At 63.4% G+C, this 17,797-nt stretch carries 18 protein-coding genes; 12 read left to right on the top strand and 6 right to left on the bottom strand.

The genetic code is table 11. From position 1 onward, the window contains the following. Positions 1–54: 54 nt before the first annotated feature. The 3 genes from ACTJKL_RS06515 to ACTJKL_RS06505 are packed head-to-tail and all read left to right on the top strand — an operon-like array spanning position 55 to position 3,704. The gene (locus ACTJKL_RS06515) at positions 55–1,578 is read left to right on the top strand and encodes a sugar ABC transporter ATP-binding protein (RefSeq protein ID WP_411926512.1); all 1,524 of its coding nucleotides are present in this window, start codon (positions 55–57) and stop codon (positions 1,576–1,578) included. Then, a complete protein-coding gene (locus ACTJKL_RS06510; protein ID WP_411926513.1) occupies positions 1,568–2,614 on the top strand; it encodes an ABC transporter permease in 1,047 nt (348 codons plus the stop codon). The genes ACTJKL_RS06515 and ACTJKL_RS06510 overlap by 11 nt, the downstream gene beginning before the upstream one ends. A gap of 46 nt (positions 2,615–2,660) precedes the next feature. After that, positions 2,661–3,704: a substrate-binding domain-containing protein gene (locus tag ACTJKL_RS06505; protein WP_338282081.1), complete on the top strand. Its 1,044-nt coding sequence runs from the start codon at positions 2,661–2,663 to the stop codon at positions 3,702–3,704. Positions 3,705–3,745: 41 nt separating this feature from the next. Here ACTJKL_RS06505 and ACTJKL_RS06500 read toward each other — a convergent pair whose 3' ends face one another. Then, complete coding sequence (locus ACTJKL_RS06500; RefSeq protein ID WP_338282080.1) at positions 3,746–4,735, bottom strand: sugar-binding transcriptional regulator; 990 nt, start codon at positions 4,733–4,735, stop codon at positions 3,746–3,748. A gap of 174 nt (positions 4,736–4,909) precedes the next feature. Between ACTJKL_RS06500 and ACTJKL_RS06495 the strand changes: the two genes are divergently transcribed. The 9 genes from ACTJKL_RS06495 (at position 4,910) to ACTJKL_RS06455 (ending at position 13,377) form a co-directional block, all read left to right on the top strand. After that, on the top strand, positions 4,910–5,524 hold the full coding sequence (locus ACTJKL_RS06495) for a cupin domain-containing protein (protein ID WP_411926822.1): 615 nt from the start codon (positions 4,910–4,912) through the stop codon (positions 5,522–5,524). A gap of 124 nt (positions 5,525–5,648) precedes the next feature. Beyond that, positions 5,649–6,590, top strand: coding sequence for an ABC transporter substrate-binding protein (locus ACTJKL_RS06490; RefSeq protein WP_440852484.1), 942 nt, complete (start codon positions 5,649–5,651; stop codon positions 6,588–6,590). Positions 6,591–6,660: 70 nt separating this feature from the next. After that, on the top strand, positions 6,661–7,458 hold the full coding sequence (locus ACTJKL_RS06485; RefSeq protein WP_102763723.1) for an ATP-binding cassette domain-containing protein: 798 nt from the start codon (positions 6,661–6,663) through the stop codon (positions 7,456–7,458). Between the two features lie 41 nt (positions 7,459–7,499). Next, positions 7,500–8,468 carry an ABC transporter permease gene (locus ACTJKL_RS06480; RefSeq protein WP_411926823.1) on the top strand — a complete coding sequence of 323 codons (969 nt, stop codon included), beginning with the start codon at positions 7,500–7,502 and terminating at the stop codon, positions 8,466–8,468. Further along, complete coding sequence (locus ACTJKL_RS06475; RefSeq protein ID WP_411926515.1) at positions 8,468–9,559, top strand: phosphotriesterase family protein; 1,092 nt, start codon at positions 8,468–8,470, stop codon at positions 9,557–9,559. The genes ACTJKL_RS06480 and ACTJKL_RS06475 overlap by 1 nt, the downstream gene beginning before the upstream one ends. 30 nt (positions 9,560–9,589) lie before the next feature. Continuing rightward, positions 9,590–10,354: a glutamine amidotransferase gene (locus ACTJKL_RS06470; RefSeq protein ID WP_411926516.1), complete on the top strand. Its 765-nt coding sequence runs from the start codon at positions 9,590–9,592 to the stop codon at positions 10,352–10,354. A gap of 22 nt (positions 10,355–10,376) precedes the next feature. Next, the gene (locus ACTJKL_RS06465; RefSeq protein ID WP_411926517.1) at positions 10,377–11,288 is read left to right on the top strand and encodes a PfkB family carbohydrate kinase; all 912 of its coding nucleotides are present in this window, start codon (positions 10,377–10,379) and stop codon (positions 11,286–11,288) included. Positions 11,289–11,293: 5 nt separating this feature from the next. Continuing rightward, entirely contained in the window at positions 11,294–12,127 is an 834-nt protein-coding gene (locus ACTJKL_RS06460) for a BtpA/SgcQ family protein (RefSeq protein ID WP_102763853.1), read from the top strand. Further along, positions 12,124–13,377 (top strand): Zn-dependent hydrolase, encoded by a 1,254-nt coding sequence (locus ACTJKL_RS06455; protein WP_411926518.1) that lies wholly within the window; start codon positions 12,124–12,126, stop codon positions 13,375–13,377. Before ACTJKL_RS06460 ends, ACTJKL_RS06455 begins: the two co-directional genes overlap by 4 nt. 10 nt (positions 13,378–13,387) lie before the next feature. Here the strand turns inward: ACTJKL_RS06455 and ACTJKL_RS06450 are convergent, their stop codons facing one another. The 5 genes from ACTJKL_RS06450 to thiC are packed head-to-tail and all read right to left on the bottom strand — an operon-like array spanning position 13,388 to position 17,774. After that, the gene (locus ACTJKL_RS06450; protein WP_411926519.1) at positions 13,388–13,993 is read right to left on the bottom strand and encodes a thiamine phosphate synthase; all 606 of its coding nucleotides are present in this window, start codon (positions 13,991–13,993) and stop codon (positions 13,388–13,390) included. Beyond that, positions 13,990–14,763 (bottom strand): thiazole synthase, encoded by a 774-nt coding sequence (locus ACTJKL_RS06445; RefSeq protein WP_275599499.1) that lies wholly within the window; start codon positions 14,761–14,763, stop codon positions 13,990–13,992. Before ACTJKL_RS06445 ends, ACTJKL_RS06450 begins: the two co-directional genes overlap by 4 nt. A gap of 2 nt (positions 14,764–14,765) precedes the next feature. Beyond that, positions 14,766–14,963 carry a sulfur carrier protein ThiS gene (thiS, locus tag ACTJKL_RS06440; RefSeq protein ID WP_102763715.1) on the bottom strand — a complete coding sequence of 66 codons (198 nt, stop codon included), beginning with the start codon at positions 14,961–14,963 and terminating at the stop codon, positions 14,766–14,768. Beyond that, the gene (gene thiO, locus ACTJKL_RS06435; RefSeq protein ID WP_440852483.1) at positions 14,960–15,937 is read right to left on the bottom strand and encodes a glycine oxidase ThiO; all 978 of its coding nucleotides are present in this window, start codon (positions 15,935–15,937) and stop codon (positions 14,960–14,962) included. Before thiO ends, thiS begins: the two co-directional genes overlap by 4 nt. A 1-nt stretch (position 15,938) precedes the next feature. Continuing rightward, positions 15,939–17,774: a phosphomethylpyrimidine synthase ThiC gene (gene thiC / locus ACTJKL_RS06430; protein ID WP_275599496.1), complete on the bottom strand. Its 1,836-nt coding sequence runs from the start codon at positions 17,772–17,774 to the stop codon at positions 15,939–15,941. Between the last annotated feature and the right edge of the window lie 23 nt (positions 17,775–17,797).

Here is a 17,797-nt window from a genome sequence, read left to right as displayed (position 1 = left end):
TGACCTTGACATTTGATGAATGGCTATCCTAACGTGCAGCGTCGGGAGGAGACAATGAGCGGACAGGCAGTGTTTCGCATCGAGGGCGTGCGCAAATCCTTTGGACCCGTGCAGGTCCTCCAGGGGGTGGATCTCGATCTGAAGGCCGGCGCGGTAACGATTTTGATGGGCGCCAACGGCGCCGGAAAATCGACCCTCGTGCGCATTCTCTCCGGCGTCTATGCGCGCGACGCCGGCGCGATAACGCTTGCGGATGCAGCTTTCGAGCCGGTGACGCCCGCCGAGGCGATCCGCGCCGGCGTCGTCACCGTGCACCAGAACATCAACGACGGGGTCGTCGCCGACCTCGATGTCGCAACCAATCTGACGTTCGACCGGCTGAACGGGCGTGGCTCGCGGTTCTTCTTCAATCCGCGGCGCGTCCGGCGCGAGGCGGCCGCGGTCGCCGCCCATATGGGGCTCTCCATCGATCTTGCCGCCAACGTCAACGACCTGACCCTTGCCGACCGGCAGATGGTGGCGATTGCCCGGGCGATGTCGCATGAGCCGAAGGTGCTTATCCTCGACGAGCCGACCTCCTCCCTCTCGAGCGCCGAAGCGGACCGCCTCTTCGATCTGGTCGACCGGCTGAAGGCACGCGGCGTCGCCATTCTCTATATCTCGCACCGCATGTCGGATATCCGCCGTCTCGCCGACCGCATCGTCTCGCTTCGCGATGGCCGGATCACGGGCCGTTTCGACGGGCCCGACCTCGACTACGAGGGCGCCGTCGACGCGATGCTGGGCCGCAAGGTTTCGGCCGGCAAAATCGCGGTGCACAAGGCCGGCGGGCCGATCTTCAAGGTGCGCGGCCTGAAGCTCTCCGACCATGCGCGGCCTTTCGATTTCGATCTCCTCGACGGCGAGATCGTCGCGGTCACCGGCCTGGTTGGGGTCGGCAAGACGGCGCTTGCCGAAACGCTGTTTGGTGCGCGCTCCCCGGTGGCCGGCGAAATGACCCTTGACGGCCTACGCTATGCGCCGACGACAACCGGTCAGGCGATTGCGCGCGGCGTTTTCCTCGTTGCGAAGGATCGCGCCGAAAGCGGTATCGTGCCCGATTTCAACATCTACGAGAACATCAGCCTGCCGTTTCTGAGCAGGCTCTCCCGCTTCGGCATATCGAGCCGCAGGGCCGAAAGAGAGAAGGCGCGCGGGCAGATCACCTCGCTCGGCGTCATCTGCCGAAACGAACGCGACGAGATGCAGACACTTTCGGGCGGAAACCAGCAGAAGGTGATGGTCGGGCGCTGGCTTTGCGAGCCTTCCCGATTGCTCATCCTCGACGAGCCGTTCCAGGGCGTCGACATCGCCGCGCGCCGGGACATCGGCAACAAGCTGCGCATCTCGGCCGCGGGCCGTTCCACCATCCTCTTCCTGACCGAACTCGACGAAGCGTTCGAGGTCGCCGACCGCATCCTTGTCATGTCGGAGCAGACCATCGTCGGCGAACATCGGAACACTGAAGTCGATGTCGAGCGCCTGCTGTCGGAGATCGCCGGTCAATCCCATCAGCAGGTCATGCATCATGAGCAGTGAACAGAGCAAATCCGCCGCGGCCCCCGTGCTTCCGGGCCCGTGGGGCATCAGGGAAACCGCGATCAAGTACGGCTTCCTCATGCTGCTCGCCGGCATGGTTCTTTATTTCTCGCTCGTAACCGGAGGTTTTGCCTCCCCTCAAAGCGCCGTCTTCATTTTGCAATCCGTGTCGATCACCGGCATTCTGGCCCTCGGCGTGACGGCGACGCTTGTCGTCGGGGGGTTCGACCTGTCCATAGGCTCGGTCGCCACCACGGCGATGATGGCTTCCTCCTATGTCATGGTGGTGATGGGGGGTGACGCGCTTACGGCGGCGCTCGTCTGCCTTGCCGTCGGCGCGCTCGTCGGCCTGATCAACGGCTTCATCATCGTCTACATGCGCGTTCCGGACCTTCTGGCTACCCTCGGCATGATGTTCCTGCTGCTCGGCCTTCAGCGCATCCCGACCGAGGGCCGATCGATTGCCGCGGGCATGACGCTGCCCGACGGTTCGGTCGCGACCGGCACTTTCAGTCCGGCTTTCCTGGCGCTCGGGCGCCACCGCTTCGATCTCGTCCTGCCGAACCTCGTGCCGGTCTCGGTCGTGGTGCTCGTGGTGCTCGCCGTGGCGATCTGGTTCTTCCTCGAATACACCCGCTTCGGCCGCATAATGTATGCGGTCGGATCCAACGAGCGCGCGGCCGCGCTCGCGGGGGCGCCGGTCAATGCCTACAAGATCTCGGCCTACGTCATTTCCGGCGTCTTCGCCTCTATCGGCGGCATTCTGCTCGCAGCACGCCTCGGCCGCGGCGATATCGCTTCCGGAAACAATTTGCTGCTCGACGCCGTCGCCGCCGCGCTGATCGGTTTTGCCGTGCTGGGCGCGGCCAAGCCGAACGCTTTCGGTACGGCCGTCGGCGCGCTTTTCGTCGGCATCCTCCTGCAGGGTCTGACGATGATGAATGCGCCATACTACACGCAGGATTTCATCAAGGGCGCGGTGCTCGTCGTCGCCCTGATCTTTACCTTTGCGCTCTCGAAAAGAGGCAAACGCTGAGGAGACCTCGGCGGACCGTCAAAGTTCATCAGTGGAGGAGACTGACATGGACGTAACTCGCAGAACCCTGGGCAGATGGACGCTCGCGCTTATGGGCGCGGCTGCCTTCGGCGTACCGTCCCTTGCCGCCGAGATGCCGAAGCCGTTCGACAAGCCCGGCGACGTGAAGATCGCGCTCGTGCGTTACCTTTCGACCGGCGACTTCTTTCAGTCCTATCTCGCGGGCGTCGAAGCGCAGGCCAAGGCGCTCGGGGTGCAGCTTCAGATCTTCGACAGCCGTCAGGACGCCGCGCTCCAGGCCGATATGGTCGATCAGGCGATAGCGCTCGGAGTGGATGGCATCATCATCCAGCACGGCCTGACCGAATCCATGAAGGAAGCTGCACAGCGCGCGGTCGATGCCGGCATCAAGGTCGTCGCCTTCGACGTGAATGTCGAGAACGAGAAGATCCCGCAGATCGAACAGTCCGACCGCGACCTCGCCCGCCTCGCCCTCGAACAGGCGATCAAGGATAACGGCGAGAGCTTCAAGGCGGGTTACGTCTACGTCGCCGGGATCGCGCCGCTCGACCGCCGCGACGAGACCTGGAAGGAATTCAAGACGAAATATTCCGGCATCGAGGAAGCTGCCCAGTTCGGCACGATGGACAACCCGATCGCAAATTCCGTCGCCAACCAGGCCCGTTCCGTGATTTCAGCCAACCCGGACATCACGGTGATGTTCGCCCCCTATGACGAATTCGCCAAGGGTGTGAAGATCGCGGTCGACGAGGCGGGCCTCTCCTCCAGCGTGAAGATCTACTCGGCCGACATCTCGACCTCGGACATCGCCGCCATGCGGGAGGCGGGCTCGGCCTGGGTGGCGACCGCCGCGACGAATCCCGCCGTCGTCGGCCAGGTCTCGGTGCGTTCGCTCGCCATGCTGCTTGCCGGCGAGGATCCCGGCCGTCAGGTGATCGTGCCGCCGACGCTGATCACCCAGAAGGACCTGAGCGATCAGGACATCAAGAACATGGAAGAACTCGGCGTGAAGCTGCCGCAATTCGCTCATGCCGACGTCGCCATGCCGGCCTGGATGCCGAAGCCCTGATTGCGTGCGCCGCGCGTCCCGATGGACGCTCGGCGCGCATTTCAACGATCGCGGCTCCAGCGGTCCATGATCCGTCGCGCCATCGAGGCGGTGACGACCAGATGCGAAGCAAACCCGCCCTTCAGAGCCGCCACCAGCGGCTCGAACTTGCTGTCCTCCTGCACCACCAGCATGCGCTTCCGGATCGCGCGGATGGAGTCGAGGTCTGCCGAGATGCAGCGTCGATTATGCGCGCAGTCCATCCACTGACCGTCAAGATCGATCAGTTGTCCGGCGATGACGCCGGCTGCTCCCCTTTTGCCCATGGCATGCATGTCTTTCGCCGAAAGGGCACCGCATTTGACGAGGTGGCTGTCCTCCTCGATCCCCCCGACGGAGTAGAGTGCGAGCTTGCAGTCCGAAATCGTGGCAAGTTGCTCCCGGATGACGGGCTCGCGGCGCAACTCCTCTGCAAGCCGCTCGGATGAGAGGACGAGGGGCGCATAGAAATTGATGCCTTCGGCATTGAGACGACGGGCGATTTCCGTCGTGCACTGATCCGGGCGGTAGGAGTAGGGAGCGCCGAGATTGCCGCAGAGCTGCACGACCGACACGCCCCGAAGATCGGCGAACGGCATGACGTCCGCTATGTGATACACGGTGCGGCCCCAGGCGACCCCTATCCGGTCCCCCTTGTTGATGAGCTCCAGGAAAACCGAGGCCGCCACCACGGGCATCTCGACGGCCGGGTCCATGGCCTGCCGGTCCTCGGGGACGATCCAGACGCTCGTCAGTCCCGCGGCGTCCTCCAGCTCGCGGGCAAGGACGTCGTCGGAGAAGAGCTCCGTCGATGTGGTGATGGTGACGATGCCCATCTCGCGCGCCTTGCGCAGATACATGGCGATGGAAGCACGCGAGATTTCCAGCCGCTGGGCGACTTCATCCTGGCGCAGGCCGTGCGTATAGTAGAGCCAGGCGGCCTTGTGGATGATCTGGTCGTTGGCGCGGATCGGCATGGAGCTCTTTCGGACGGAGATGCTGACATAATTCATCACGTGTGACAAATGTCAAGTGTCGCGGCTTCGACCCGGAATAGGATGCGGCCGCGGCGACGCACCGGTTGCCAGCTGTCCAGCTCCGTTGGCGATGCCGGCGCTCTCTGGACACCCACCGGCACAAAGACATATGATCGCAATCCCGATTAAAGCGATACTCACATCATGAACATGGTCAAGCCGCCGTTGCCGCCAGAGAGCAGCCAGGGGGATAGAATCCAGTCCAATCCAGTGCGGCTAGGTGCGCGCTTGAGGCTCGCCCGCCAGACGCGAGGGCTCACGTTGAAGGGGCTGGCGCAGGCCGCCGAATGTTCGGAGAGCCTGCTTTCCAAGATCGAGAACGGCAAGGCTTCCCCCTCTCTCCCTATGCTGCACCGCCTAGTGAGGGCGCTCGATTCCAATATTGGCTGGATGTTCGAAGAGACCGACGGCGAGGAGGGGGTGGTGTTTCGCGCCGGCACCCGTCCGTTGATTGCACTCGACCCGCTACGGCGCGGCGAAGGCATATCGCTCGAACGTGTCATCCCCTATTCGACCGGTCACTTGCTCCAGTGCAACATTCATCACATCGATGCTGGAGGGCAGAGCGCCGGCCCCATCCAGCACCTCGGCGAGGAAGTAGGCTATGTTCTGGTCGGGGAAATCGAGCTGATGCTCGGTGAGCAGACGTACCGGTTGTCGGCTGGCGACAGTTTCGTGTTTAATTCCGAGCTTTCTCATTGGTACCGGAACGTAGGGAAAGAACGCGCCTCGATCTTCTGGGTCAATACCCCACCGACCTTCTGATATCTCCTGGAAACCTTTTCTCGCCCGCTTTCGCGAGGTTTATTCAAGCTACTTGACATGAATTCAAGTGGCTTGAATAATGCCTTCGTAAACGCCGTTCGAGGCTACAATCAAGGGGACAAAAATGGGTCGAACCAGATACTTGCTCGGCTGCGCCGCAGCCGTCGTCATGACGCTATCGGCGAGCGCTTCCAGCGCCTTCGCCGATACATTCGCCGTCGTCACCATCAACCAGCAGGCACTCTTCTTCAACCAGATAAACGAGGGTGCGAACGAGGCGGCTAAGGCGGCCGGAGTCGATCTCGTCGTCTTCAACGCCAACAATGTCCCCTCTGCCCAAAATGACGCCATCGAGACCTACATTACCCAGAAGGTGGATGGCATCATCTTGATCGCCATCGACGTCAACGGGGTGAAGCCGGCGATCACCGCGGCCAAGAACGCGGGCATTCCCGTTATAGCCATCGACGCGCAGATTCCGGAGGGCGACAACGTCTCCTTCGTAGGCGTAGACAACACCAAGGCGGGTGGCGAAATTGGCAAATTCTTCGCAGACTACGTCAAGAACGAGATGAGTGGTACAGCGAAGGTCGGCGTGATCGGCGCGCTGAACTCTTTTATCCAGAACCAGCGTCTCGACGGCTTCAAGGCTGCGGTTGAGGAAAGTGGACAGAAGATTGAATTCCTCAACACCGTCGATGGCCAGAATGTGCAGGACGTGGCGCTCTCGGCTGCCGAGAACCTGATGACCGCTAATCCGGATATGACCGCGCTTTATGCCACGGGCGAACCGGCGCTGCTGGGCGCAGTCTCCGCCGTTACGAGCCAGGGCCGTAGCGACTCCATCAAGGTGTTCGGCTGGGACCTGACCAAGTCCGCGATCGACGGTATCGATCAGGGCTTCGTGACGGCCGTGATCCAACAGGATCCGGCGGGGGAAGGCAAAGCAGCCGTCGAGGCGCTCGTCAAGCTGAAGAAAGGCGAGAAGATCGATCCGATCATCAACGTGCCGGTCACGATCGTCACCAAGGAGAACGTCGACGATTATCGCGACATGTTCAAATAAGCCGTCTGCCGCCGCTGCCCGGTCTTCAACCTGGACCGGGCGGCCGGGTTCACCGCAAGGGCCAGGGAACATGATCGAAACGCAAGTCAGCCGCGTCAGAATGACCGGCATATCGAAACGCTACGGCGCGCTGCAATCACTCGACAATGCGTCACTGAATCTTATGCCGGGAGAAGTACTCGGCCTGGTCGGCGATAACGGTGCCGGCAAATCCACCATGAGTAAGGTGCTTTCAGGCGCCGTCATTCCAGACACGGGCACGATCGAGATCGACGGCAATCCCGTATCCTTCACCTCTCCGGCGGATGCCCGCGCCGCGCGCATCGAGATGGTCTATCAGGACCTCGCGCTTTGCGACACCGTTGACGTCGCCGGCAATCTCTTTCTCGGCCGCGAGCCGAAGAGGCGGATGGCCGGCGTGCCGCTGCTCGACAAGAAGGTCATGCATGAGCGCGCGCGCGACATGCTCTCCAATTTGGGTATCGTCATCCCCGATACGCGCATGAAAGTGGAGAATCTCTCCGGCGGGCAGCGTCAGTCGATCGCGATCGGCCGCGCCGCGTCTTTCGACCCTTCCGTGCTGATCATGGACGAGCCGACGGCCGCTCTTGCGGTTGCCGAAGTCGAAGCCGTGTTGGAACTGATCCGCACGGTTTCGCAACGCGGTGTGTCCGTGATCCTGATTACGCACCGGCTACAGGATCTCTTTCTCGTATGCGACCGCATACAGGTGATGTACGAGGGCCGCAACGTCGCCGAACGGCGCATCGAAGAAACCGATATCGAGGAAGTCGTCAGCCTCATCGTCGGGCGAAAGTTCTCCGCCCGATCCGCTGGCCGCACCCAGGAGCGAGGCCTTCCCGCATGAGCTCGTCCGAAAGCAACACCTATGCCAGCCATCCGCCGCGCATGCGCGAGGCGACGATCCTCGACAAGCTTGTGGCGAATGGCGGCGTCATGTCGATTGCGCTGTTCTTCGTCGCCTGCTGCGTCTTCTTCTCGGCGACGACCGACGCTTTTCTGACTGCACCGAATCTTCTCAACGTCGTCCGTCAGTCCGCGCCGCTGCTCGTCGTCGCTGCGGCGATGACCTTTGTCATCACCACGGGCGGCATCGACCTGTCGGTGGGTTCGGTTCTCGCGCTTACCGCCACGCTCTCGGCAGCCGCACTCCAGGCCGGGCTTCCCTGGCCGCTGGCCATTCTGCTCATGCTCATGCTTGGCGGTATAGTGGGCGTGATCCAGGGCTATTTCATCGCCTATGAGCGTATCCCTGCGTTCATCGTCACGCTCGCCGGCCTTTCGGTCATCCGCGGCTTCGCGCTGCTGATCACCGGCGGCTATTCGATCCCAATCGACCCAGCAAGCCCGTTCGTGGCGATCGGTCGAGCCTGGGTATTCGGAATTCCCGCGCCTGCACTGATCGCGGTCGCCGTACTCGCCGCCGCCTATGTCGCCTTTAACGAAACCCATTTTGGGCGCTATGTGACCGGGGTGGGGGCCAATGCCGAAGCGACGCGGCGGGCCGGCGTCAACACGCGCCGGGTCATCCTGTGGGTCTATACGCTTTCCGGCACGTCAGCGGCGGCGGCAGGCGTGATCCTTTCCGCCCGCCTCGGCTCCGGCTCCTCGAATGCGGGGCAGGGATTCGAACTCGACGTCATCGCCGCGGTCGTGCTCGGCGGCACCAGCCTCTTCGGCGGGCGCGGCTCTCTGGTCGGTACGATCCTCGGCGCGCTTACGGTCGCGGTCCTGGCGAATGGCCTCATCCTGTCGCATCTCTCGCCCTTTTTCACACCGATTGTGACCGGCTTAATCATTCTCGTGGCGATCTGGCTCAATTTCCGGCTGTTCAGGGGCGAGGCGAAGGGACGCTGATGCTGGAGGAACTCTTTACCGACCAGCCGAAGAAGAGCCATCCGATCGGCGTCTTTTCCGGCACCGCCATGACTGTGACCGGCCCCGTTCCGGTCGAGGATCTCGGCGTGACGCTGATGCATGAGCACATCTTACTCGACGGAACACGGAGCTGGATCTGCCCGTGCCATCCGGACGAAAAGGCGATTGCCGAGCAGAAGGTCGACATCGGGATCATCGGTGAACTCCGGATGAATCCTTATATAAACCGGGACAACGTCTCGCTGGACGACGGGGACTTGGCGCTATCCGAACTCAAGCGGTTCCAGATGCTCGGCGGCTGCACCGTGGTGGAGACCACGAATTTCGGCATCGGCCGCGACGCGGCGGGGCTTGCACGCATCGCGCGCATGTCCGGTCTGCGGATCATCATGGGCACCGGATTCTATCTGGAGCATACCCATCCCGAATGGCTGAGGGAGATGGATGTCGAGGAGGTCACCCAGTTCATTGTCGAGGATGTCGGTGGCGGCGAGAGTCAGCCCGAGATCATGGCCGGGATCATCGGCGAGATCGGAGTCAGCCGCCATTTCACGGCCGAGGAGGAGAAGTCGTTGCGCGCTTCGGCGCGGGCAGCCAGGATTACCGGCCTGCCGCTGTCGATACATCTCCCCGGTTGGGAGCGCTTGGCGCACCGCGTTCTCGACGTGGTGGAGGAAGAAGGGGCCGATCCAGCCCACACCGTATTGTGCCATATGAATCCGAGTCATGGCGATCTCGACTACCAGACCTCGCTCGCCCGGCGCGGTGCCTTTTTGGAATACGACATGATCGGCATGGATTACTACTACGCCGATCAGGACGCCCAGTCGCCTTCGGACGAGGAAAATGCCCGCGCCATAGCCACGCTGATCGACAAGGGCCATGTCGGCAGACTCCTGCTGTCGCAGGACGTCTTCCTCAAGATCATGCTCACCCGCTATGGCGGTTTCGGTTACGGCTACATCCTGAAACACTTCCTGCCGCGGCTGACGAGGCACGGCGTCGATCAAGCGGCTTTCGACCGCATGCTCATAGACAATCCGAAATCCGTTTTTTCCGCCGTGCGCTGAGCCCGTCGGCCAATCGTCCAAGGAGTTCCCATGACCAAGAAGAAAGTCCTGCTCGCCGGCGAATCCTGGGTCTCGACCGCGACCCATATCAAGGGCTTCGACCAGTTCCCGACCGTGACCTATCACACGGGCGCCGACGAATTGCTGAAAGCGTTGAAGGGCAGCGACTTCGATGTCTCCTTCATGCCGGCGCACGAGGCGCAGCGGGACTTTCCGAGCACGCTCGACGGCCTTCAAGCCTACGACGCCGTTGTGCTCTCCGATATCGGCGCCAACACGCTCCTGCTTCATCCCCATACCTGGATCCATTCCCGGCGGACGCCGAACCGGCTGAAGCTCCTGCGCGACTATGTCGCCAGGGGAGGCGCACTGCTGATGTTTGGCGGCTATTATTCGTTCCAGGGGATCAACGGCGGCGCGCGGTTCCGCAATACCGCCGTCGAGGAGGTTTTGCCTATAACGTGTTTGCCGATCGATGACCGTGTGGAAGTGCCGGAAGGCTTCACGCCCGTGGTATCTGGCGACGCGTCGCACCCAATCCTTGCCGGCCTGTCCGGCGAGTTTCCCTATCTGCTCGGTTTTAACGAGGTAACGCTGAAGGAAGGCGCCAATCAGTTGATGACCGTTTCCTCTGAATACGGATCGTTGCCTCTGCTCGTCACAGGTACCTACGGAGAGGGCAAGACAGTGGTCTGGACCTCCGACGTAGGGCCGCACTGGCTGCCGCCGGAGTTCATCGCGTGGCCCGGCTATAAGACGCTGTTTGAGCAGATGCTCGCCTGGGCAACGGCCTGACGAACCCTGCGGGAACGCGCTCATGACCATCCATATCGTCGGCAATGTCTGCGTCGATACGAGCTTTCGTCTGGAGCGGCTTCCGCGGCCGGGCGAAACGCTGAATGCGACGGTTGCAGGGGAGGGCGTGGGCGGCAAGGGCGCAAATCAGGCTGTCGCCGCCGCCCGAACCGGCGCATCCGTGATGCTGTGGGCAGCGGCCGGACGCGACGCGGCGAGCGAGTGGGTCGAGGCGCGGATCGCGGCCGAGGTCCCGGCGCTCCGGTTATGCCGCCTCGATTTTCCCTGCGACCGCTCTGTGATTTGGGTCGATAGGTCCGGTGAGAATGTCATCGTCACCGCTGCCGCCTGCGCCGCCGCCTTCGATCCGCTTGCCATGACCACGCTAGGAGAGACCTGGACCGACAGCGACATGCTGCTGATGCAGGGAAACCTTCGGCCGGAGGCAACGATGGCCTGTCTCAGTGCCGCAAGGGCTTCAGGGATTTATTCCGTCTTCAACCCCAGCCCGCTGCCGACGCAATCCCTTGACTTCTCCGCGGTGTCGCTCATCGTCGTCAACCGGCCCGAGGCCGAGGCTCTCACCGGCGAAGCCGATGACGAGCGGGCAGCGCGTCGGATGCTGGCCTCTGGGGCCGGCAGTGCGATCGTGACGCTCGGTGACGCGGGCGCCCTGCTTCTCGAAACTGCGCACGCCCCGGCGATCCGCCTTCCAGCCGCGAAGATCGATGCCATTGACGCCAGCGGTGCCGGTGATTGTTTCGCGGGAACGCTGGCCGGGCTTCTGGCGCAAGGCGCATCGCTCACCTCCGCTGCAGAAGTTGCGACGGCTGCCGCGGGACTTGCGGTGGCCCGCCCTGGCACGCTGGCTTCCTTCCCGTCGCGCGCTGAAATTGCCTCCCTGAAAAAGACAACCAAGCTGGAAGATGTGTGACCGATATGAACAACCCAATTGGACGGCAGGACAAGAATACGCTGAAGACGCTGTTTGGACGGGACAATCCGGTGATCGGCGTAGTGCATCTGCTCCCGCTACCCGGCGCTCCGCGCTATGCCGACGAGGGCGCGGAAGCGATCTATGCACGCGGCCTTTCGGACGCCCGAGCCTATCTTGCTGGCGGTTGCGACGCGCTGATAATCGAGAATCACGGTGACGTGCCATTCTCGAAGCCAGACCAGATTGGCCACGAGACTTCCGCCCACATGGCGGTGATCGCCGATCGCATCCGCCGGGAACTCGGCCGGCCGATCGGTATCAACGTGCTCGCCAACGCGGCAATTCCCGCACTCGCCATCGCCTCCGCCGCCTCCGCCTCCTTCATCCGCGTCAACCAGTGGGCCAACGCCTATATAGCCAATGAAGGCTTCGTGGAGGGCGAGGCTGCTCGCGCGATGCGCTATCGGGCACAGCTTCGCGCGCAGGGTATCCGCATTTTCGCGGATGCGCATGTCAAGCACGGCGCGCATGCGATCGTTGCGGATCGGCCGGTGGAGGAACAAGTCAAGGACCTGGTTTTTTTCGACGCCGACGTGGTCATCGCTACGGGCCAGCGAACAGGGCATGCCGCCGGACTCGATTATATCGGCATGATCAAGGAGGCGGCCAAGCTGCCGACACTGGTCGGCAGCGGCGTGACACATGAAAATGTCAAGGACATCCTCTCCGTCGCCGACGGGGTGATCATCGCAAGCGATCTCAAATACGACGGGGTTTGGTGGAATGCCGTCGATCCCCAGCGGGTCAAGCGCTTGTTCGCGAGCCTCGGACGATGAGCCAGGAACGGCTTGAGGTCATCGCTGGGCGCTTGCTGCAATCCATTTCCGATTTCGCGGCCATCGGCGCCACGCCGGCCGGCGGCGTGAACCGTCAGGCATTGAGCATCGAGGACCGCACCGCCCGCCGATTGCTCGCGGAGCGTGCGTTGGCGCGCGGTTTTACAGTGTTTCAGGACGATGCCGCGAATCTCTTCATCAGACGCGAAGGCAGGGATGCAACGCTTGCGCCACTGCTCATCGGCAGCCATCTTGACAGCCAGCCGACGGGTGGCCGCTTCGATGGCGCTCTCGGTACGCTCTGCGCTTTCGAGGTTCTGGAAGCGTTCTGCGATGCCGGCGTCGAGACGGACCGGCCGATCGAAATCGTTGCCTTCACCAACGAGGAGGGAAGCCGCTTTTCGCCAGGTTGCATGGGCTCGATGGCGTTTTGCGGCGCCGGACGCGTCGAGGACTGGCAAGCGGACGATCCCGTCTTTGCTGACGAGCTGAAAGCAACCCTGCAGGCACTGCCGGAGGCCGAGATACGCCCAACCGGTCACGCCATCTCCGCCTTTATCGAGCTGCACATCGAGCAAGGCCCGGTCCTCGAACGTGAGAACGTCCCGATCGGCATCGTTACCGGCATCCAGGGTACCAAGTGGCTCGAAGTCACCTTTTCCGGCGAGGCTGCCCATGCCGGGACTACGCCGCTCGCATTCCGCAAGGACCCGATGGCGGCCGCCGCCGTTGCCATCGCGCGCATGCAGGAGGAAATCATGCCAGCCGACGAAGAGGCGCGGCTGACAATCGGTCGTATTTCCACCGAACCCGGTTCCATCAACGTCATCCCTGGCCGGGTCTCGTTCACCATCGATATTCGCCATCCGGACGCCGCCGCCCTTGCTGCCATCGAGCGACGCGTGAAGGAGCAATGTCATGCAGCCGGTAGGCGATGGGGATGCGATGCGGCAATCCGATTGCGCGTGGACATGCCGCCCGCGCGCTTTGCGCCGTCGGTGACGGCGGTGATAGCGGACACGTGCAGATCACTTGACATCCGCAGTCGCACGATGGTTTCCGGCGCCTTCCACGACGCCCTGTTCGTCGGACGTGTCGCGCCTTCGGCGATGCTCTTCGTGCCTTGCAGGAACGGCATCAGCCACAACGAGGCGGAATTCGTATCCGACGAGCATATCGTGACCGGTGCCCGTGTTCTCCTGGGCGTTGCCCAGCGGCTGTCACAAGACCAATGTCCCAGGTCAGGATGATCGGGCGACTTCATCTCCACGCCTCCGTCTTCCGTATCCACTCCCTTGTCCTTCCCTCCGGATCGGCATTCAGCGTGATGTCCGTCACCACGGCGGCGCTGTCGGCGCCGTGCGCGAAGACGCCCTCGATCCGCTCCGTATTGAGGCCGCCGATGGCGACGAGCGGGAGCGGGTGAACGCGCTCGCGCCACCATGAAAGCCGCTCCAGCCCCTGGGGCGCCCACTTCATCTTCTTGAGGATCGTCGGATAGATGGGTCCGAGCGCGACGTAGTCCGGTTCGGCTGCGAGCGCGTTTGCCAGTTCCGCCTCGTCATGGGTGCTGACGCCGAGCTTGAGCCCTGCGGCACGGATGGCGGCAAGATCGGCCTCCGCCAGATCCTCCTGTCCCAGATGGATGAAATCGCAGCCTTCCGCTATCGCCAACTGCCAGTAGTCGTTGACGATCAGCTGGCATTCATGGGCGGCGCAGACTGCCCTGGCGACCCGTAACTGACGGCGGATGTCTTCCTCGTCCCGGTCCTTGATGCGGAGCTGGACGAGCCTGACGCCGAGCGGCACCAGCCGTTCGATCCATTGGGCGCTGTCGACGATGAGATAAAAGGGGTCGAGCTTCACGAGAAGACTGCCTTTCCGATGACGGGGGTGGACGGGACGGCCATGTCGCGCGGCTCGAGCATGCCGGCGCCGTGAGCCGCGTGCCCGGCATCAATTGCCTTGGCGAAGGCTTCGGCCATGGCGGCGGGATGGGCAGCGCCGGCAACGGCGGTGTTGAGCAGGACCGCGTCGTAGCCGAGCTCCATCACGGTTGTCGCATGTGACGGGCGGCCGATGCCGGCGTCGACGATCAGCGGCACGTCGGAAAATTCCGAGCGCATGGCGCGCAAGCCCTGCACGTTCTGCGGTCCCATGGCGCTGCCGATCGGCGCGCACCAGGGCATCAGCACCCGGCAGCCCGCCTCCAGCAGCCTTTCGGCGACGACGAGGTCGTCCGTCGTATAGGGGAAGACCTGGAAACCTTCCCCGGTGAGGATGCGGGCCCCCTCGACGAGGCCGAAGACGTCCGGCTGCAATGTGTCCTGGTGACCGATCACTTCGAGCTTGATCCAGCTCGTGCCGAAAACCTCGCGTGCCATCTTCGCGGTCAGCACCGCCTCCGAGACCGAATGGCAGCCGGCCGTGTTCGGCAGCACGCGCACGCCGAGTTCGCGGATCAGCTCGAAGAAGGCGCCGCCCTGGCGCCCGCCGGCCGTCTCGCGGCGGAGCGAGACCGTGACGATATCGGTGCCCGACCGCCGCACCGCCTCGGCGAGCACGGCCGGCGAGGGATAGCGGGCGGTTCCGAGCAGCAGTCTCGACCGGATTTCTGTTCCATAGAATAGCGGCATCGTCAGCCTCCCTGCATCGGCGACAGAATCTCGATCCGGTCGCTGTCCTGCAGCCGGTAGCTGGATCGGTCTGCCTTCTGGACCAGTTCGCCGTTGACGGCGGTCGCCAGCCAGTCGCCTTCGAATTCGAGGCGCTGCAAGACCTCGGCGAGTGTAGCGGCCTCAAGCTCCTGTTCCTCGCCATTGACGGTCAGCTTCATCGGAAATCTCCTTTGCGTGTCTCGTCGCCCAGGGCCAGCGCCGCCACTTCCCGGGCCGTGGCCGGGGAGAGCAGGAAGCCATGACGATAGAGGCCGTTGACGGTGATGGTATTTTCGCGGCGCGAGGCCCGCGGCAGGTTGTCGGCAAAGGCGGGGCGTACGCCCGTGCCGGTCTCGATCAGGCGCGCTTCGGCGAAAGCCGGATGGAGCGCATAGGCGGCGTTCAGCAGTTCCATCAGCGAGCGGGTGGTGATCGGGCCGGCGTCGTCGCTCTCGATCATCGTCGCGCCGCACATGAAGAGCCCTCCGCCGCGCGGCACGATATAGAGCGGGATGCGGGGATGCAGCATGCGCACCGGACGCGAGAGCGTCACCTCGTCCGTCTGCAGAAAGGCCATCTCGCCGCGCACCCCGCGTAGCCCGTCGATCTCGCCGATGCTCGACGCGCCGGTGCAATCGACGGTGAGCGCGAAATCGCGATCGTCCATGTCCTCGCCGGCGAATACCGCGCCGCGTGCCGTCAGCCCTTGCCGGAGCGCCGAGAGTGCCCGGCGCGGGTCGAGATGCGCCTCCTGCGGAAAGAACAGCGCCTGCCGGAAACGGCCGGCGAGAGCCGGCTCCAGCGCTGCGATCTCCTCTGCATCGAGCGAGCGGAAGCCGGAGGTGCGGGAGGCGAAACGCTTGAGTTCGGCTCCGTCACGGGGTTGCGCGACGACGAGCGTGCCGTTGCGATGCACGGAACCGGCAGGGAGCGCGGCTTCCCACCAGTCGGCGGCGCCGATCCCCAGCCTCAGGACGGTTTCCTCGGCACTTTCGCGCTCGCACCAGGGAGCGAGCATGCCGCCCGCATACCAGGAAGCGGCCCCGGTAAAGCCGGCGGCATTTTCCATGATCGTCACTGCGGCGCCGCGCCCGAGAAGTTCATGGGCGGCGGTGAGGCCGGCGACGCCGGCCCCTCTGATCAGCACGCGCATTTCATTCTCCAGCGGGCGCGGCATTGCTTTCATCGACCGGCATATAGAGGTCGCCGCCGTCGCGATATCTGGCGGCCATCGCCTCGAGGCCCTCCTTCTGCGCCTCGGCGCGGATATCGTGGGAAATCCGCATCGAACAGAATTTCGGTCCGCACATGGAGCAGAAATGCGCGACCTTGTGCGCCTCCTTGGGCAGGGTCTCGTCGTGGAAATTGCGCGCGGTCTCGGGGTCGAGCGAGAGGTTGAACTGATCCTCCCAGCGGAACTCGAAGCGGGCGCGCGACAGCGCGTCGTCGCGAGTTCGGGCGGCCGGGTGTCCTTTGGCGAGATCGGCGGCATGGGCGGCGATCTTGTAGGTGATCACGCCGGTCTTGACGTCGTTGCGGTCGGGCAGGCCCAGATGTTCCTTCGGCGTCACGTAGCAAAGCATGGCGGTGCCGAACCAGCCGATCATCGCCGCGCCAATGCCTGACGTGATGTGGTCGTAGCCGGGCGCGATATCGGTGGTGAGCGGCCCGAGCGTATAGAAGGGCGCTTCTCCGCAGACGGCGAGCTGCTTGTCCATGTTCTCCTTGATCTTGTGCATCGGCACATGGCCCGGCCCTTCGATCATCACCTGGCAATCCTTGGCCCAGGCGATCTTCGTCAGTTCGCCGAGCGTTTCGAGCTCCGCGAACTGGGCCCGGTCGTTTGCGTCGGCGATGGAGCCGGGACGCAGGCCGTCGCCGAGCGAGAAGGAAACGTCATAGGCGCGGCAGATGTCGCAGATCTCCTCGAAATGCTCGTAGAGGAAGCTCTCGCGGTGGTGATGCAGGCACCACTTCGCCATGATCGAGCCGCCGCGCGAAACGATGCCCGTGACGCGATCCACGGTGAGCGGGATATAGTGAAGCCTGACCCCGGCATGGATGGTGAAATAGTCGACGCCCTGTTCCGCCTGCTCGATCAGCGTGTCGCGGAAGACCTCCCAGGAAAGATCCTCGGCGATGCCGTTTACCTTTTCCAGCGCCTGGTAGAGCGGCACGGTGCCGATCGGTACCGGCGAATTGCGGATGATCCATTCGCGGATGTTGTGAATGTTGCGGCCGGTGGAAAGGTCCATGACCGTGTCGGCGCCCCAGCGGGTCGCCCAGACCATCTTCTCGACCTCCTCGGCCATCGATGAGGTGACGGCGGAATTGCCGATATTGGCGTTGATCTTCACCAGGAAGTTGCGGCCGATGATCATCGGCTCGGCTTCCGGGTGGTTGATATTGGCCGGAATGATGGCGCGGCCGCTCGCCACTTCCTGTCGCACGAATTCCGGCGTCACGAAATCGGGGACCGAGGCACCGAAGCTTTCGCCGTCTCGGGCAAGCGCCTCCTTCGCGGCCTTCCGGCCGAGATTTTCGCGGATGGCGATGAACTCCATCTCCGGCGTGACGATGCCGGCGCGGGCATAGGCGAGCTGGGTTACCGCTTTTCCCGGCTTCGCCTTGAGCGGCTGGTGACGAATCGGGAATTCCGGCGTCAGCCTTTCGCCGGTCGCAAAGCCGTTATCTTCGGCCTTCACCGCACGGCCGTCGTAGCTTTCGACATCGCCGCGCTTCAGAACCCAGTCGCTGCGAAGGCGCGGCAGGCCCGCGTCGATGCGGATATCGGCGTTTTCGACCGTGTAGGGGCCGGAGGAATCGTAAACAGTCACCGGCGGCTCGCCGGAGGTCGGATGCAGCGCGATCTCGCGCATCGGCACGCGGATCTCCGGGTGGATCTCGCCCGGCTTGTAAACCTTGCGGGATGCCGGGAGCGGTCCTTGCGTGACCGAGGGCGCAGCGGCGAGAGGCTTGATTAGATTCATCTTGAGGCTCCAATGTTTTCGCG

The sequence above is a fragment of the Sinorhizobium sp. 22678 genome, from assembly GCF_052044265.1.
Lineage (GTDB): Bacteria > Pseudomonadota > Alphaproteobacteria > Rhizobiales > Rhizobiaceae > Sinorhizobium > Sinorhizobium meliloti_A.
This window is presented reverse-complemented; position numbering and strand designations above follow the sequence as displayed.

Coding starts and splice junctions, on each gene's coding strand:
- ACTJKL_RS06465 (WP_411926517.1), top strand. CDS start 10,377: ATGACCATCCATATCGTCGGCAATGTCTGCGTCGATACGAGCTTTCGT.
- thiS (WP_102763715.1), bottom strand. CDS start 14,963: ATGAAGCTGACCGTCAATGGCGAGGAACAGGAGCTTGAGGCCGCTACA.
- ACTJKL_RS06500 (WP_338282080.1), bottom strand. CDS start 4,735: ATGAATTATGTCAGCATCTCCGTCCGAAAGAGCTCCATGCCGATCCGC.
- ACTJKL_RS06495 (WP_411926822.1), top strand. CDS start 4,910: ATGGTCAAGCCGCCGTTGCCGCCAGAGAGCAGCCAGGGGGATAGAATC.
- ACTJKL_RS06505 (WP_338282081.1), top strand. CDS start 2,661: ATGGACGTAACTCGCAGAACCCTGGGCAGATGGACGCTCGCGCTTATG.
- ACTJKL_RS06475 (WP_411926515.1), top strand. CDS start 8,468: ATGCTGGAGGAACTCTTTACCGACCAGCCGAAGAAGAGCCATCCGATC.
- ACTJKL_RS06515 (WP_411926512.1), top strand. CDS start 55: ATGAGCGGACAGGCAGTGTTTCGCATCGAGGGCGTGCGCAAATCCTTT.
- ACTJKL_RS06490 (WP_440852484.1), top strand. CDS start 5,649: ATGGGTCGAACCAGATACTTGCTCGGCTGCGCCGCAGCCGTCGTCATG.
- ACTJKL_RS06510 (WP_411926513.1), top strand. CDS start 1,568: ATGAGCAGTGAACAGAGCAAATCCGCCGCGGCCCCCGTGCTTCCGGGC.
- thiO (WP_440852483.1), bottom strand. CDS start 15,937: ATGCGCGTGCTGATCAGAGGGGCCGGCGTCGCCGGCCTCACCGCCGCC.
- ACTJKL_RS06470 (WP_411926516.1), top strand. CDS start 9,590: ATGACCAAGAAGAAAGTCCTGCTCGCCGGCGAATCCTGGGTCTCGACC.
- ACTJKL_RS06455 (WP_411926518.1), top strand. CDS start 12,124: ATGAGCCAGGAACGGCTTGAGGTCATCGCTGGGCGCTTGCTGCAATCC.
- ACTJKL_RS06480 (WP_411926823.1), top strand. CDS start 7,500: ATGCGCGAGGCGACGATCCTCGACAAGCTTGTGGCGAATGGCGGCGTC.
- ACTJKL_RS06485 (WP_102763723.1), top strand. CDS start 6,661: ATGATCGAAACGCAAGTCAGCCGCGTCAGAATGACCGGCATATCGAAA.
- ACTJKL_RS06445 (WP_275599499.1), bottom strand. CDS start 14,763: ATGCCGCTATTCTATGGAACAGAAATCCGGTCGAGACTGCTGCTCGGA.
- ACTJKL_RS06460 (WP_102763853.1), top strand. CDS start 11,294: ATGAACAACCCAATTGGACGGCAGGACAAGAATACGCTGAAGACGCTG.
- thiC (WP_275599496.1), bottom strand. CDS start 17,774: ATGAATCTAATCAAGCCTCTCGCCGCTGCGCCCTCGGTCACGCAAGGA.